The sequence below is a fragment of the Bacillus sp. 5B6 genome, from assembly GCF_000259405.1.
GTDB lineage: Bacteria > Bacillota > Bacilli > Bacillales > Bacillaceae > Bacillus > Bacillus velezensis.
Genome location: NZ_AJST01000001.1, coordinates 1,870,378 through 1,886,047, shown reverse-complemented (window position 1 = coordinate 1,886,047; position 15,670 = coordinate 1,870,378). Strand labels below are relative to the sequence as shown.

Genomic DNA, 15,670 nt, shown 5'->3' with positions numbered 1-15,670 from the left:
GATGAAACATGTGTTTGAACAGGGAACGTCAGAAAATGTTCTGCTGCTTTTGCACGGAACGGGAGGAAATGAACATGATCTTCTGTCACTCGGACGTTTTATCGATCCGAACGCAAGTCTGCTCGGGGTCAGAGGATCAGTGTCGGAAAACGGCATGCCCCGTTTTTTTAAGCGGCTGAAAGAAGGCGTATTTGACGAGAAAGATTTAATTGAACGGACGGAAGAATTAAAGAATTTTATTGAGGAAGCGGCGCAAATGTACGGATTCAGCAGAGAAAACGTGATTGCTGCCGGCTATTCAAACGGCGCCAATATTGCAGCAAGTCTTTTGTTTCATTATAAAGATGTACTGAAAGGAGCGGTTCTGCATCATCCGATGGTGCCGATACGCGGAGTGAAGCTGCCTGATATGAAAGGGCTGCCTGTGTTTATCGGTGCGGGAAAACGCGATCCCCTATGTACAAAAGAAGAATCGGAGGAGCTTTATCAGTATCTGACAGATGCTCATGCATCCGTTGCTCTTGAGTGGCAGGAGGGCGGTCATCAGCTCACACAGCAGGAAGCAGAGCAGGCACGAACCTGGTACAGTGAGCGATTCCTATAAAAAACCCTTAGTCTGCTTAAGCGGACTAAGGGTTTCTTTCATCTTACAGCCAAGTTGACACTTTAGATACAGGCAGCCGGTTGCTTTTATGCGCCGGCTTAACGGCTTTACCGATTGAAATCAGCATGACGGGCACGAAACGCTCGCTCACGTCGAATTCCTTAACGAATTGCTCTTTATTGAATCCGCCGATCGCGCAAGTGTCGTAGCCTTTTGCTTTAGCGGCAAGCATCAGCTGCATCGCTGCTAAAGAAGCGTTTAAAAATGCTGAATCACGGGCAAACTGATCATTTTGGTATGCACCGTTAATCTGGCCTAAAAGCGTTTGTTTAATCTCTTCTGTGATATTGCCTTGCTCAGCCAGTTCAGCATAAACGTCTTCACCATTTTCATTTGCTTTTAAGTCGCCTAATACGGCAATAACTGCTGATGAATCAATAATCTGTTTTTGATTAAAAGCAACCGGAAGCAGGGCAGCTTTTGCTTCATCACTGTGAAAGACTTGAAAATGCCAATGCTGAAGGTTCCAGGCGGAAGGCGCTTGCGTTGTGATTTCAAGGAGTTCTGTTAACTCCTCTTTTGTAATGACCGCGTCTTTATCGTATTCTTTAACAGATGCGCGTTCTTTTAAAACGTCTAATACGGATGTCATCATGTTTCCTCCTTCGGATAAACGTGTTATCATAATAGAAAAGTTAGAAGCTTACTAAATGTAACTTGGAAACTAATTTTAATGGATCACAAAAAACTTGTCAATTCATAGATGAAGGGATGAACTCACGTGGGATATACAATGTGTCCTAAAATGGAATCCGCTTTTTCCCTTTTGGGAAAGCGCTGGAACGGCCTCATTATCCATGTACTGATGGACGGGCCGAAACGATTTAAAGATATGACCGAAACGATACCGACAATCAGCCAAAAAATGCTCGCGGAGCGGCTCAAAGAGCTGGAACAAAATGAAATCGTCGAGCGTCAGGTGCTGCCTGAAACACCTGTCAAAGTCATTTATAAACTGACTGATAAAGGCATGGCCCTGCAAGCCGTTTTTCAGGAAATGCAAAAATGGGCAGACAGTTTTTGCGAGCCCGGGGGATCTGCCAACGACACATGTGATGAATAACAAAGGCTGCCCAAGGCAGCCTTTTCTTAATGATAATGTTTACTCGTCATAAAAACCATTAATATCAAAATTGTTCAGATTGAAATTCAAGCCTTTTAATTGCTTTAATAAAGCATCGAATGTAAGGAAATGATCTTTTTTACATTCCGCCGGAACATCATTTGGAGAAAATAATTTCATTCCTCCTTCAATCCACTGTTTCCGGTATAACTGAAATGCCGATTCAATTAAATGATCAGGCGTTACAATAAACCCTAAGCTTACGTCATGGTCTTCGCTGTAGCCGAATTCAAACCCGCAGCAGGGGCAAATATCAAATGTTTTTTGATATTCGCCGTTATAAACGGGACTTGTCTCTAATCCTTTAAATCTGCATATCAAACAAGGGTACAACTTACTAACCAACATACATCCCTCTTTTATTCAGTTTGCAATCATTCAGAACAAGCGGGGAGGCCTTTTACAGTTTCCCGGTTAAAAACTGAGCCTCACCAAGCCCGAAGCTCCAATCGGCGTTCCCGTTTTCCGTAATGGAAATCATGACGTCCTCGGGTGATATGCCGCATTCTGTTTCAAGCTGATCAGCCATCAGTTGATATAACGTTTCTTTTTGATGTTCGGTGCGCGCTTTGCTGACAATGCTGATGATGACAAGATCTTTGCTTCTTTTGAAACCGAGCCCGGTATCTTCAATGATAAGCTCATGAGGCCGATGCTGGTGAACGATCTGATAACGGTCCGTTACAGGGACGTCAAAAGCTTTAACCATGGCGTAATGGGCGGTATCCAGTAATTTTTTTAATGCTGCGTCATCCCGGCCTTCAATAACGTCAAAACGAAGTAATGGCATATTTTATTCCCCCTGATGGTTTTTTATCATGTCGCAACTTGTAAAAAAGTATAACAATTAATCAAAATGTAATCAAATTCTAACCAAAATATTTATACATTAATGCAATATCAGAGAGAGGCACATGTTGTTACAATCGCCCAATCAATTTCCTCATTTTATGAATACGCTTAAGAATAGGCAGACATAAAGGAGGAAAAACATGTACCCTCGTCATGCATTGTATCGCGGGAATTTCGGTCCTGCCGGATTTCCGGCGAGAAGTCCTTTTTTGTTCGGCGCTCCTTTATTCGGCGGATTTTTAGGCGGTCTTCTCGGAGGCGTGATTGCCACAGGTTTTACAAGACCCCGCTATCCGTACGGGTTCGCCGGTTACGGATACGGAGGCGTCCCATACGGCGGTTTCGGGCCGGGAGTCGGCGGTTATCCGCCATTTTATTAAAGAAAAAACGGCCTGCATCGCGCGGGCCGTTTTTTTATCTTAAAATCTCCACTTCCGATAGATTGTAGTCTTCCTGTTTTGAAAACATAACTTCAATCATCCCGTCTTTATAGACTGCTTTTGTTCCTTTTCGTTTGACGAGGCTCGGAAGGACGATTTCTTTTTTTCCTTCTCCCAGACTGCTGTTCTCTACAACGAGACTGTGTGACGTATGCTTAATCCTGATACGGTCGAGTTCCTCTTGTTCTGCGGGAATTTTCGCAAAAACATGATCGGATGTTTCAAACAGGTCAATTTCCGGCTTGGGCGGTTCCGCTTCGACCGGATCGGCCTTTTTGGACATTGGGTCGCGAAAAGGGAACTGTCCGGCATAACCGGCGCCGAATACGCTTTCCATCACTCGGTTGACATATGTCTCGACATCTTTCGGATCAGCATTTTTAAACGTTTCTTTAGAGAACTGATTTTGGAAGGGAAAATATTTGTTCCAATCAAACACGGCATCTCACCCTTTCTTAACGGACAACATAGTATATGCCCGCCGGAAGCTTCCCGTGATATAATATAATCTGTTTACAGAAAGGTAGGGGAAGGCCGTGCAAGGGAATAACGCAAGAAAAGGAATCATTTATACCGCTTGTTCTTTCGCCATGTGGGGGCTGTTTCCGGTCTATTGGAAACTTCTTGAACAAATACCCGCATTGGACATTTTAGCTCACCGGATTTTATGGTCATTTGTTTTCATGTGTGTGCTTTTAACTGTGCTTAAGAAGTGGAAAACCGGATGGCGTGAACTGCGTCTTTTGAAATCGGAAGGGGGCCTGCTGGCGCTTTTTTTCGCTTCCGTTTTAATTTCCGTTAATTGGTTTGTGTACATATGGGCCGTCAATCACGGCTTTTTGCTTGAAGCAAGTCTCGGGTATTACATTAATCCGCTCGTTTCCGTTCTTTTGGGCATCCTATTCTTAAAAGAAAAGCTTAACAAGATGCAAACAGCAGCCGTTTCTATTGCCGGGGCGGCCGTGATCATATCTGCGTTTCAATATGGCGCGGTTCCTTATATCGCATTGCTGCTTGCATTCAGCTTCGGCCTGTACGGCTTATGCAAAAAAAGAACCCGCATGTCCAGCACGATGGGACTGACGCTGGAGACGCTTTTGATTACCCCGGCTGCACTTATTTATTTAGGATATACAGCTGACGGGAGCACTTCCGGGTCCTTGGGGGCAGGAACATGGGCGCTCCTATTTTTCGCAGGCGTATTTACGGCCCTGCCGCTGTTGCTGTTTGCAGAGGGGGCAAAGCGTCTGCCGCTGTATCAAGTCGGCATTTTGCAATATATAGCGCCGACCATTACCCTTATGCTCGGCGTATTTGTGTATCATGAACCGTTTTCCGGGCAAAAAGCGTTTACCTTCATTTGTATATGGGCAGCATTGCTTTTGTTTACCTTTTCACAGATAAAATGGAAGCGGCCGATAAAAAGCCGCTAAGCCTTTCGCTTTCCAGCGATAGCTTAAATTATGTATAATCATTACGAGTATGTAAAGGAGCTGTACAATGGGCACTGATAAAGACATAGCAAAAGCCTATCAGGCACTGTGGAATAACCGCACTCTCCCGGCTTCAACCCTTGAAGAAGCGGAGAAGGCAATTGATCTTGAACTGCTTGATCAAAGAACACATCCGAGGCTCCGGAAGACACCCGAGGAAAAGTTTGCTCTGGCGGTGCAGCGAATTGTAGATTCCCGGCTGCGGCCGATTGAGAAATATGAATTGGTTGAACTACATACGAAGCGTTTGCAATTTTTAAAAGAAGAAAGAGGGGAGCAGCTATGAAAGCGATCATAAAAGAAGATGTGCAAACTTCTTTAGAGCGATATGCCGATCGTCCTGTATATATCCATTTGGAAACAACGACCGGTTCTTATTCAGCGCATCTGAATGAGAAAAACATGACGGTTGTAGCCTATATACGCAATGCAAAAGTGACGTACCATCAGGCGAAAATCAAAGGAAACGGCCCGTACCGCGTCGGTTTGAAAACAGAAGAGGGCTGGATTTACGCAGAAGGTTTGACTGAGTATACAGTAGATGACGAAGACCGTCTGTTAATGGCAGGGCATCTGCCGGGCGGAAAATTGGCGATTTCGCTTCAAATCAGCGAAAAGCCGTTTACAGTTTAAAGAAAAGGGTGAAAATCATGAAAGAACATGTACTCGTCATCCTGCCTCACCCTGATGATGAATCATATGGAGTGGCAGGGCTGATTGCTTTACACAGACAAAAAGATATTCCCGTTACGTATGCATGCGCAACACTTGGCGAAATGGGCCGGAACATGGGAGATCCTTTTTTCGCGAACCGTGAAACACTGCCGCTGTTAAGAAAGCAAGAGCTGATTGACGCATGCAAAGCAATGGACGTTACTGACCTGAGAATGCTCGGGCTTCGTGATAAAACACTTGAATTTGAAGATGACGAGTGGCTCGCGGATATGATGGAAGAGATTATCGACGATGTAAAACCGAGTCTGATTGTTACATTCTATCCGGAGCACGGCGTCCATCCGGATCATGATGCATGCGGCGAAGCGGTTATCAGAGCGCTTTACAGAAAGAAAAAAGAGGACCGCCCGCGCACGCTTTGCATGGCAATCACCCGCAACAGGGAGGAAGCCGTCGGCAAGCCTGATGTCATTCTTGATATTAAAGAGGTTGCCGATATTAAAATGAATGCCTTAAAAGCGCACCGCACCCAAACGGAAGGCATGCTGAGAGAGCTGGAAGAAAAAATAAAAAATAACGAGCCGGTTCTTCAGACATGGTTTGAAGAAGAAGTGTATTGGACATATCCGTGGAAAGACTGATAAAAAAAGGGATAAGGCTGAAATGCCTTATCCCTTTTTTTGTGTCAGATCGGAGGCGATCGCTTCCGCAAGCGAAGACCGTATTGATAAATTTGAAAAACTCAGTCCGAGCTGCACCGCGGTTTGGGCGATTTCAGGACGGATTCCGGATAATGTCGCTTTCACGCCGAGCATTCCGAGTGATTCAATTAAGGTGAAAAGCTGTTGGGCAACCATCGTATCGATCATGGCTACGCCCGATAAATCAATGTACAGCTGCGTGATGCGCTTCTCTGAACACTGGTGCAGCGTATTCTCTAAAATCATTTTGGCTCTTGCCGTGTCAATATCCCCGATCAGCGGCAGCAGTCCGACATTATCAAAAAGCACAATTACCGGCGAGCTCAGCTCGGTGATCAATTCTTTTTGCGCTTCAAGCTGAATGTTTGTGTTTTTATACATTTCCTCTATGAAAATATGAATCACCACATCAAACGATTTAATCAGCGTATGGAATATATCTTCGGCATCTTCTTCTGTCAAGGTGTCTGAATGAAGTCTGGTAAACTGCTTGACATGGCCGACATACAAATCACGAACTCTGATAAACTCGCGAATAATATAATGGATGGGCGTTTTTAAATGTTCTTCATCCCGTGCGGCTTCAAACGCCCACTTTTCCAATGCCGCTGTATATACTTCCTTCTCTTCAGAAAAAATCCGATTGAGCTGATAATTAAACGCCAGATTTTGTTTTTTCAGATTCGTGAGTACAGCCGGGTCAGTAGAAGCATAAACAGAATCAGGATCCGTATCATGAAGGGTATCAAACCATGTCTGACTGATGTCCTCCGCCCGTTCAGTTAAATAATCGTACAGCAGTTTATGTTTTGGCATTGCTGCTCCTCCTTTATGAAATCATCATTTTTTTCACATAATGCTTTTGCAGTTTCATCAGTCTGAAGAATAAACCGACAGCTCCTGCGGCAAGTCCTGCAATTAACCCGATCCAGTAGCCGTATGCCCCGAGGCCCGTATAAGTGCCGACTGCGTAACCGACCGGAAGCCCGATAATCCAATACGACACAAAAGCCGCGCCGAGTGTATAGTTGACATCCTTATATCCTCTCAGAGCGCCTTGTATCGGAGCTGCTACGGCATCAGAAAGCTGGAAAAACAGCGCATAGATTAAAAAGTGCTGCGTCAACATGAGCACCTCCGGATCTGATGTATACATTCCGGCGATTTGCGGCCTGAACAGTAAAATGAAAGCCGCCGTGCATAAAGAAAAACTAAGCGCCATCACGATCCCGATATAGCTGTATGAGCGGGCATCTCTATAGCGATTTGCGCCTGCTTCAAAGCCGACCAAAATGGTCATGGCCATGGATACGCTGAGCGGCAGCATATACAAGAGGGAAGCAAAATTCATTGCCGCTTGGTGGGCTGCAATCGTCACCGTCTGAAAATGGCTCATAAGCAGTGTGACAGCCGCAAAAATGCTCGTTTCAAAAAATACGGCAAAACCGATAGGCAAACCGATTTTCAAAAGCTTTCTGCATTCAGACGGAGAAAAACGGTACAGTTTCCGAAATACAGAGTACCCGGCAAACGGCTCAAATCTGCAGACGATAAAAAAGCTGATGGCGCAAATACACCAGTAAGTCAGGGCGGAAGCGAGCCCCGCACCGACTCCGCCCAATGCCGGCATGTTGAATTTCCCGAAAATAAATACATAATTTAAAACAAAATTAATAGGCAATGAGCAAAGCGTAATAAGCATTGTGACTCGCGTTTTGCCGAGTGCATCAATAAACGAGCGCAAAACGGCGTACACAAACAAAGGAAAAATACCGAGGGATAAAAACCCTAAAAAGTGTTTGGCGATTGTCCGGACACGAGGTTCCAGGCCCAAATGTCCCAAGATCATATCAACGGTGAAAAAGCCGATCAGGATAACCGCCGCACTGAGGACGGCCGCTACATAAACGGCCTGGATGACGGAAAACGGCACTTCCTTTTGTCTGCCGGCTCCAAACAGCTGCGAAACAACGGGCGTAACGGCCATTAATATTCCTGCAAGGCCCGTATAAACCGGCGTCCACAGGCTTGAACCGATTGCAACCCCGGCTAAATCGGCGGCGCTCACTTTCCCTGACATCACCGTATCCAAAAAGGTGATCAGGGAAAGGCCCGCCTGTGTGATTAAAATCGGAATGAAGATATGTAACAGCTGTCTGACCTTTTGGCCGATCGTGTTCGTTTCTCTCAAGTTAGGTTCCCCGTTTCTTTATTTTAACGAGAGAAATTATAACATTTTATGTATAAAAAGCAATGAAAGCCGGCCTACTCTTTTTTATCCGGTTTCGGCTTTTTAAACATCTTGGCATAAATGAATGAAAGTGAAATGACCCCTAAAAAGGTGCAGACATATTGCATCAGCCGTGCGAATTCCATATGATGTGCGCCTCCTTTCATGATTATGGTGCACACAGTGGCGCATATCCATGCGCGCGATGCAGAAAATAAGGGAAAGGAGCTGATGTGACATGCGCCACACTCAAATGACGGAAAGCGCGTTTACCGCTGCCGTTCAAACGTATTTGAAACAAATTACAGAGGATGCCGGAATGATACTGCGGACATTGGATGAAAAAGACCAATGCCTTCTTTGCGAATTAGATGAACTGGGACATACGTTTCAGGAAATGCAGGCTGTCGCTTCGTCGTTTTACCTGCAGACATATATCGAACATTTTACGCCTTCCTATACAGAGCTGGCGAGGGCCGTGCAGCATCTGGCGGAAGAAAAACACGGAGCGCTGATTGTGATTGAACGTGCAGATCCGTTGGACGGAATAATACAAAAAGGGACCAGCCTGCATGCCGAGATCAGTGCAGCTTTAATTGAGAGTATTTTTTATCCCGGCAATCCGCTTCACGACGGAGCCGTATTGGTCAGAGAAAACCGGGTTGTATCAGCAGCCAATGTCCTTCCGCTCACAACAAAACATGTCGATCTCAAATACGGGACGCGCCACAGGGCCGCGATGGGACTTTCGGCCGTGACTGATGCGCTCGTGCTCGTTGTTTCAGAAGAAACGGGAAAAATGTCCTTTGCTAAAGACGGCGGACTGTATCCGCTTGTTTCTCCGCGGGCGCTTCATGCGAAATAATAAGAAAATGGGAATATTGTACCCATTTAATATTAATAAGGTGAACTTCTTTACCTTTTTCTGTATTGATGTTATCGTTTAAATATACATAAAATTTAAAAGAATAGGGAGTGGAAAGATGGCAAATGTATTGATGATCGGCTTTCCGGGAGAAGGCCATATCAATCCGTCTTTAGGCGTCGTAAAAGAACTGAAGGCAAAAGGGGAACATGTCGTATATTACGGCGTGAAGGAATATGAGAACAAAATCGCGTCAAGCGGAGCGGAATTCCGTGAATATGAAGATTTCCGAAAAGATGAATTCGGAAAAAACGCAACGGGTGATGAACAGCGGGACGCTACCGAGTTTTTGCTATTAATGATTGAGACTTCCAAAAAAGCCGCACTCCGTATTCTTGAGGAAGTAAAAGATGAATCCTACGACTACATCCTGTATGATCATCATTTTCTGGCAGGAAGGCTCGTGAGAAACCAGCTGAAACTGCCGGCATATTCACTTTGTACGACATTTGCAATGAATGAAGCATTTATTAAAGAAGTGTTTTCAAATACAAACCTTGTATCAGAGGAATCATCTCATTATCCGGCTTATACCGAAGCGGTCAGCCGGCTCAATGAAGAATTCAGCGCAGACATTAAAACGCCGTATGATATTTTCTCAAATGACGGCAGAAAAACCATCGTATTTACTTCAAGAGCGTTTCAGCCGAAAGAAGAAGAGTTTGGCGATTCTTATCTCTTTGTCGGTCCGTCCATAACTGAAAGGGCGGCGGCTCAAGATTTCCCGTTTGAACAGCTTGAAGGAGAAAACGTCCTGTTTATTTCCATGGGCACGATTTTTAACAATCAGAAGGAATTGTTTAATAAATGCTTAAAAGCGGTCAGAAACTTTAACGGAAAAGCCGTCATGTCAATCGGCAAACATCTTGATCCGGCGGAGCTTGATGAAATTCCTGAGAATGTCATTGTCAAGCCTTATGTTCCGCAGCTTGAGATCCTGAAGAGAGCGGACTTATTTATCACTCACGGCGGAATGAACAGTACGAGCGAAGGGCTTTACTACAAAACCCCGATGATCGTCATTCCGATGGGCGCAGATCAGTTCGCCGTCGGAAGCCAAGTGGAAAACACGGGCGCGGGCAAGATGTTTAAAAAAGAAGATGTAACAGCGGAACTGCTCACTGAAGCAATAAAAGAATTGAGCGAAAATCCTGAATATCAGACAAAAGCTTCTGAAATCGGAGAATCCCTGAAAGCGGCCGGCGGAGCACAGCGTGCAGCGGAATTGATAGCAGAAGACGTGAAAACTGCCGAGACCCGGGTTCTGTAATCAGCCGTCACCCGCTTCCTAAAGGAAGCGGGCTTTTTTTGATTGTTTTTCGGGAGGATTTTTCACGCCGTAAAGAGAATTGTATGAAAAACAGACAAGAAAGGTGGAATGTCGCGGAAAAAAGCCATGTTATGAAAATGATTCCAAAGTCTTTTGTGAAATGTTCTCAATTTATGTAAAATGTGTGGCATTGGTGATGATCTAAGGCCAAATGAATCGGAATTAATGTCGACTTCTGAATGAATCCTGCATAACAGGCGGCGTCAAAGAAAAGGAACGTCCCTTTCAGCAATGATAAATAGGAGGTTTTTCGTTATATGAAGAAAAAAATCGCAGCCGGTCTGGCTGTATCTGCAGTAATGACTTCAACCTTCGCCGTGCATCCCGCTGAAGCAAAAACCATTCAAGTAAAAAGCGGCGACTCTCTTTGGAAGCTTTCCCGGCAATATCATACAAGTATTTCAGCCCTGCAGGCGGAAAATAAACTCAAATCAACGATACTCCACCCCGGACAGCGGCTGAACATTCCCGACGGCAGCGGCACACATAAAACGGGTCAAAAAGGAAAACGAAGCACGGGTGCTTACACAGTTACATACGGAGACTCACTATGGGTGATCGCAAAAAAATACAAAATGAGCGTTTCTGAGCTGAGAAGCCTGAACCGTTTGAGTTCAGATGTCATCTACCCGGGCCAAAAACTGAAAATTAAAGGGTCTGCCGGCGGCACGGACGGAGGCGGCAGACAGACAAAGCCTGATAAAGGCGCATCAGGGACTTACACTGTGAAGCCGGGTGACTCGCTGTGGAAAATTGCCAATCAAACCGGCATCACCATCGCCGAACTGAAAAAGCTGAATCAATTATCATCAGACATGCTGTATCCGAATCAAGTGTTAAAGATTAAAGGTTCTTCACATAACGGAAACAGCGGCACAACACCGCCATCTCATTCAAACCCTTCTGAGAAGCCATCCACTTACAAAGTAAAAGCAGGCGACTCCCTCTGGAAAATTGCTAATCGGTTCGGCATCACTGCTCAGCTTATCAGAGAAAAAAATAAATTGACAACTGATGTGCTTCAAATCGGACAAGTTCTGGTGATTAACGGAACGGGAAAAACAGAAGATCCTGCGCGGCAGCCGGATAACAAACCGGCAAAGCCAAACAAGCCGAATACCCCCGAACCTCCGGTGACAGGATCAAAGATTGACAGAATGATAGGCGAGGCGAAAAAACATGTCGGCGTTCCTTACCGCTGGGGAGGCAATACGCCTGCGGGCTTCGATTGCAGCGGTTACATCTATTACCTTTTAAATAAGGTAAGCTCTGTTTCCCGTCTGAGCACGGCCGGATATTGGAATACGATGAAACATATCAGCCAGCCGTCAGCAGGCGACTTTGTCTTCTTTACGACATATAAAGCGGGTCCTTCTCATATGGGAATGTATTTAGGCGGAGGAAATTTTATTCACGCAAGCTCCTCCGGGGTTGAAATTTCAAACTTAAGCAATCCGTATTGGAAAAAAGCGTATTTAGGAGCACGCAGTTATTTTTAAAAAAAGCCTTTCGGGGCTTTTTTTGTTTACCATTTTCACGTTTTGACAAGACTGATGGGTAAAAAAATAAGGGGGAGGAAGCATGAATCGTCTCTTGCTTTTTCTCATGCTCGCATCAATTACGCTTTGCGGCTGCGGGGGGAGACCCGCTCCTGTTCCGCCCAAAAAACATGGGGAAAGCCGCGCATTGGAAGCATCTGCATACCGTGAGCATGCCGGACTCATCAATCAAAACGGAAAAACGATCGGATATATTGAAGTGAGGGAATCTGATGATGAAGGGTCAGACATTCATATATCAGCGGGGCATCTGCCGCCCGGCACTTCTCTCGGATTTCATATTTATGAAAAAGGGACTTGTCAGGCACCTGATTTCGAATCAGCCGGGGGACCGTTCAACCCTTTGAACAAAGAACACGGCTTCAACAATCCGATGGGTCATCACGCCGGGGATCTCCCCAATCTTGAAGTGGGGGCCGACGGTAAAGTGGATGTCATTATGAACGCGCCGCAAACTTCATTAAAAGAAGGGAGCAGACTCAGCCTGCTCGACCGGGACGGAAGCGCGTTCGTCATTCATGAACATACGGACGATTATTTAACAAACCCGAGCGGAAATTCCGGAGCCAGACTCGCCTGTGCTCCCCTGACAAAAAGCGCCCGCAGGGAATGAGCCCTTTTGTATTGAGTATACAAGGGCTTTTTTAGTATACTCGGTTATGGAATACAAATGGAAAGGAAACATCACCTATGACTTCAGAATTACAGCACCTATCACTTCCGGAAGATATACAAAACAAACTGCAGGCTTATCAAAATCATCCCGTTTCCCAAGAATTCCGGGATTTAATCGGATCATCAGGCTATGAGGCCGAAGATAAAGCGATTGTATTCGATGCAGTCATTGCTTTGACAATGGGAAAAAATATCTTATTAAAAGGACCGACGGGTTCAGGGAAAACAAAATTGGCGGAAACGCTTTCGAACTATTTTCATAAACCGATGCACAGCGTCAACTGCTCCGTAGACCTCGATGCAGAAGCGCTTGTCGGCTATAAAACGATTGAAAATGAACAGGGACAGGCGACAATTGAATTCGTTCCCGGACCTGTAACAACCGCAATGAACGAGGGACATTTTTTATACATTGACGAAATCAATATGGCAAAGCCTGAAACCCTTCCGATTCTAAACGGCGTGCTAGATTACAGAAAAATGATGACAAATCCCTTTACAGGGGAAGTGATTAAGGCAAGCGAAGGATTCGGTGTTATCGCCGCGATTAATGAAGGCTACGTCGGCACAGTTCCGCTGAACGAAGCCCTTAAAAACCGTTTTGTCATCATTGATGTTCCGTATATTAAAGGAAGCCTCCTGAAACAGGTGCTGACCTCTCAGTCTGTCTTAAAAGATGAGAAATTAATTGAACGCTTTATGACGCTGTCTTCTGATTTAATCGCACAAGCGCATAACGGACAAGTGTCAGAAGAAGCCGCGTCCATCAGGGCTCTCATTGATACGTGCGACTTGGCTGCGTACATTCCGCCGAAACGGGCGATTGAAAGAGGCATCGTGGAAAAACTTGACGACGACAGGGAAAAAGCCGCTGTCAGAAATATTGCAGAAACGCTGTTCGAATGAGGGACATACAATGAAGTTTATCAAATTTAATGACAGCACGATTGATTCGTTTTTGTTCATGATGCTGACTGACCTGGCCAAAACACTGACCAGAAGCAGTGAAGTTGAAGTGGAATATGGCGTGCAGTCTTACTACAATCCCTTTGAAAAGAAGATTTACATGAGCCACTTTTGGAAAGACCGATCAGCCGGGGATATGGAAGCCGGCCTGAAAAGCGATGTCTATTTACGCGCTGTCGGAACACGCAGCAACTCATTTCGGGAATTTGCGGGGTTTTTAAATGACGTTCACCGGCACTTCACCCGCCAAAGCTTTGCCAAGCAGCTGTTTATGCTGCTTGAGGATATCAGAATTGAAGAGCTGATCAAAAAAGAACGGCCGGGAACGAAACGTGTTTTTCAGAAGCGGAGGGAGATGTACAGGAAATATTTCACGACGCAGCTGACATTGAATTTAGAACGGAGCATTTTCACCGACGCTTTGTATTGCGCGATGTTTGTCAAGCTGACGGCTGAGTCTCCGCTTGAAGGCATTCCTTCCATGCATGAACATATTGATATGATGATACCGTATATTGAACGTCAGCTCATTCGGGTGTATGAGGCGGATTCTACGGAACAGATTGCAAGAATAACGGAAGACCTCATGGAAGGCCTTGATGAAGTGCTTGAGAAAGATATGCTGAACACGTACTTTTTTCTGCCGGAACTTGATTACGAAAAAGCGGCTGAAGAGCCTTTATTCGAAAGCGTAAAAAAAGCGCCTTCGTTAAGTGATGATCTCACGCTCCCTGAGTCTTCCGACGGAGATGAAGAAATCCTTGAAGAGAAAATGAATACGTGGCACCGGGAAACCGAAGCGCCGGCAAAAAGTTTCCTTCAATTTGATATTGAGCACGGCGCGAAATCAGATCTTGGGAAAGACGCGGCCAGAGAAGGCGATGACGGTGACCAGGCGCTCGGCTCCGTTCAAGGTTCCGCACGTCAGACGAAAAGAGAGGATTACTCCAAACTGGAAGCGCTTGAATCCATTCAGGATCAACATGAGGGCGCGGGGCTGGCTGACGGAAAAGAAAACAAATTTGCCTTCCCGGTTTATCAAACGCCTCATAAAGCGTCTCCTGAAGAGGAGCAGTCTTATAATGAACAGGCAAAAACGATAGAATCATATCAAAAACGCCTGAAGCAGATGATACAAAAAACACTTGAGCACAAAAAAACGCTCCCGCGGACCGACCTTCACGCAGGCCGGCTGAATCGCAAACTGATCCGCTATTTTACGGAGCGGAACCCGCGCCTTTTCTATAAAAAGCAGGACCCGTCTTCAGACATTGACGCCGTTTTCACATTGCTTGTCGATTGTTCGGCCAGCATGTTCGACAAAATGGATGAAACCAAAAGAGGGATCGTTCTTTTTCATGAAGCCTTGAAATCCGTGTCCGTACCGCACCAGATTGTCGGGTTTTGGGAGGATACGAACGAAGCGACCGAAACGAGCCAGCCGAATTTCTTCAATACCGTCATTCCGTTTGAAGAGTCGCTGCTGCAGGCGGCGGGTCCGCTGATCATGCAGCTTGCGCCTGAAGAAGATAACAGAGACGGGTATGCCATCAGACAAATGACGAAACAGCTGATGCGGCGGAGTGAGGCGCAAAAATTTTTAATCGTGTTTTCAGACGGAGAGCCGGCAGCATTCGGATACGAACAAAACGGCATCGTCGATACGAGCGAGGCTGTCATCGAAGCGAGAAAAAAAGGGATAGAAGTCATAAATGTTTTTCTGTCCAATACTGCGATAGAAGAATCACAGATGAAAACCATTCAGAATATGTACGGAAAGTACAGTATTTTTGTTCCGGATGTCGATCAGCTGCCCGATGTGCTGTATCCGCTCTTGAAAAAACTGCTTCATAAAAGCATAGGATAGGCTTTTTCCTATGCTTTTTCGCTTTTTATTTTAAAATGATTTAATTTTTTCGGTATTGATCTGTTTTTTTTACTATTTTGTGAACAATCAAGGTAGAATCCAAACGCAAACAGTGGTAAAATATCCTTGGAAGCGTTTTTATTACATAATTTTGGGCACAGCGTTCAAAA

Annotated in this window: 19 protein-coding genes; 13 read left to right on the top strand and 6 right to left on the bottom strand. The window is 45.3% G+C overall.

Annotated features, from left to right (window positions below; genetic code table 11):
* Position 1: 1 nt before the first annotated feature.
* Complete coding sequence (locus tag MY7_RS08645) at positions 2 to 604, top strand: alpha/beta hydrolase (protein ID WP_007611997.1); 603 nt, start codon at positions 2 to 4, stop codon at positions 602 to 604.
* Positions 605 to 647: 43 nt separating this feature from the next.
* On the opposite strand, the gene MY7_RS08640 is transcribed toward MY7_RS08645, so the two are convergent.
* Positions 648 to 1,256, bottom strand: coding sequence for a nitroreductase family protein (locus MY7_RS08640; protein ID WP_003153727.1), 609 nt, complete (start codon positions 1,254 to 1,256; stop codon positions 648 to 650).
* 129 nt (positions 1,257 to 1,385) lie between these two features.
* Here MY7_RS08640 and MY7_RS08635 point away from each other — a divergent pair, with 129 nt between their 5' ends.
* Positions 1,386 to 1,727 carry a winged helix-turn-helix transcriptional regulator gene (locus MY7_RS08635; protein ID WP_003153729.1) on the top strand — a complete coding sequence of 114 codons (342 nt, stop codon included), beginning with the start codon at positions 1,386 to 1,388 and terminating at the stop codon, positions 1,725 to 1,727.
* Between the two features lie 39 nt (positions 1,728 to 1,766).
* On the opposite strand, the gene MY7_RS08630 is transcribed toward MY7_RS08635, so the two are convergent.
* Positions 1,767 to 2,135 carry a hypothetical protein gene (locus MY7_RS08630; protein ID WP_007611993.1) on the bottom strand — a complete coding sequence of 123 codons (369 nt, stop codon included), beginning with the start codon at positions 2,133 to 2,135 and terminating at the stop codon, positions 1,767 to 1,769.
* 52 nt (positions 2,136 to 2,187) lie between these two features.
* A complete protein-coding gene (locus MY7_RS08625; protein ID WP_007611992.1) occupies positions 2,188 to 2,577 on the bottom strand; it encodes a tautomerase family protein in 390 nt (129 codons plus the stop codon).
* A gap of 202 nt (positions 2,578 to 2,779) precedes the next feature.
* Here MY7_RS08625 and MY7_RS08620 point away from each other — a divergent pair, with 202 nt between their 5' ends.
* Positions 2,780 to 3,019 (top strand): hypothetical protein, encoded by a 240-nt coding sequence (locus tag MY7_RS08620; protein WP_007611991.1) that lies wholly within the window; start codon positions 2,780 to 2,782, stop codon positions 3,017 to 3,019.
* Between the two features lie 34 nt (positions 3,020 to 3,053).
* Here MY7_RS08620 and MY7_RS08615 read toward each other — a convergent pair whose 3' ends face one another.
* A complete protein-coding gene (locus MY7_RS08615; RefSeq protein ID WP_007611985.1) occupies positions 3,054 to 3,518 on the bottom strand; it encodes a hypothetical protein in 465 nt (154 codons plus the stop codon).
* Between the two features lie 97 nt (positions 3,519 to 3,615).
* Between MY7_RS08615 and rarD the strand changes: the two genes are divergently transcribed.
* From rarD to bshB2, 4 genes are all read left to right on the top strand, one after another.
* Complete coding sequence (rarD, locus tag MY7_RS08610; protein WP_029326150.1) at positions 3,616 to 4,512, top strand: EamA family transporter RarD; 897 nt, start codon at positions 3,616 to 3,618, stop codon at positions 4,510 to 4,512.
* A gap of 67 nt (positions 4,513 to 4,579) precedes the next feature.
* Positions 4,580 to 4,858: a hypothetical protein gene (locus MY7_RS08605; RefSeq protein ID WP_007611981.1), complete on the top strand. Its 279-nt coding sequence runs from the start codon at positions 4,580 to 4,582 to the stop codon at positions 4,856 to 4,858.
* On the top strand, positions 4,855 to 5,205 hold the full coding sequence (locus MY7_RS08600) for a YojF family protein (RefSeq protein ID WP_007611980.1): 351 nt from the start codon (positions 4,855 to 4,857) through the stop codon (positions 5,203 to 5,205). Before MY7_RS08605 ends, MY7_RS08600 begins: the two co-directional genes overlap by 4 nt.
* A gap of 17 nt (positions 5,206 to 5,222) precedes the next feature.
* A complete protein-coding gene (gene bshB2, locus MY7_RS08595; protein WP_007407961.1) occupies positions 5,223 to 5,888 on the top strand; it encodes a bacillithiol biosynthesis deacetylase BshB2 in 666 nt (221 codons plus the stop codon).
* 27 nt (positions 5,889 to 5,915) lie between these two features.
* On the opposite strand, the gene MY7_RS08590 is transcribed toward bshB2, so the two are convergent.
* Together MY7_RS08590 and MY7_RS08585 are read right to left on the bottom strand one after the other, a co-directional pair.
* Entirely contained in the window at positions 5,916 to 6,764 is an 849-nt protein-coding gene (locus MY7_RS08590) for an STAS domain-containing protein (protein WP_007611979.1), read from the bottom strand.
* A gap of 13 nt (positions 6,765 to 6,777) precedes the next feature.
* The gene (locus MY7_RS08585; protein ID WP_007611978.1) at positions 6,778 to 8,139 is read right to left on the bottom strand and encodes an MATE family efflux transporter; all 1,362 of its coding nucleotides are present in this window, start codon (positions 8,137 to 8,139) and stop codon (positions 6,778 to 6,780) included.
* Positions 8,140 to 8,416: 277 nt separating this feature from the next.
* On the opposite strand from MY7_RS08585, the gene cdaS reads away from it, so the two are divergent.
* From cdaS to MY7_RS08555, 6 genes are all read left to right on the top strand, one after another.
* Complete coding sequence (gene cdaS, locus MY7_RS08580) at positions 8,417 to 9,043, top strand: sporulation-specific diadenylate cyclase CdaS (protein ID WP_007611976.1); 627 nt, start codon at positions 8,417 to 8,419, stop codon at positions 9,041 to 9,043.
* A gap of 118 nt (positions 9,044 to 9,161) precedes the next feature.
* On the top strand, positions 9,162 to 10,373 hold the full coding sequence (locus tag MY7_RS08575; RefSeq protein ID WP_007611974.1) for a macrolide family glycosyltransferase: 1,212 nt from the start codon (positions 9,162 to 9,164) through the stop codon (positions 10,371 to 10,373).
* A 317-nt stretch (positions 10,374 to 10,690) separates the two neighbouring features.
* Positions 10,691 to 11,932: a C40 family peptidase gene (locus MY7_RS08570; protein WP_007611972.1), complete on the top strand. Its 1,242-nt coding sequence runs from the start codon at positions 10,691 to 10,693 to the stop codon at positions 11,930 to 11,932.
* An 82-nt stretch (positions 11,933 to 12,014) separates the two neighbouring features.
* Positions 12,015 to 12,605 (top strand): superoxide dismutase family protein, encoded by a 591-nt coding sequence (locus MY7_RS08565; protein ID WP_007611970.1) that lies wholly within the window; start codon positions 12,015 to 12,017, stop codon positions 12,603 to 12,605.
* Between the two features lie 77 nt (positions 12,606 to 12,682).
* The gene (locus tag MY7_RS08560; RefSeq protein WP_003153758.1) at positions 12,683 to 13,573 is read left to right on the top strand and encodes an AAA family ATPase; all 891 of its coding nucleotides are present in this window, start codon (positions 12,683 to 12,685) and stop codon (positions 13,571 to 13,573) included.
* A gap of 10 nt (positions 13,574 to 13,583) precedes the next feature.
* Complete coding sequence (locus MY7_RS08555) at positions 13,584 to 15,500, top strand: vWA domain-containing protein (protein WP_007611969.1); 1,917 nt, start codon at positions 13,584 to 13,586, stop codon at positions 15,498 to 15,500.
* The last annotated feature ends 170 nt before the right edge of the window (positions 15,501 to 15,670 follow it).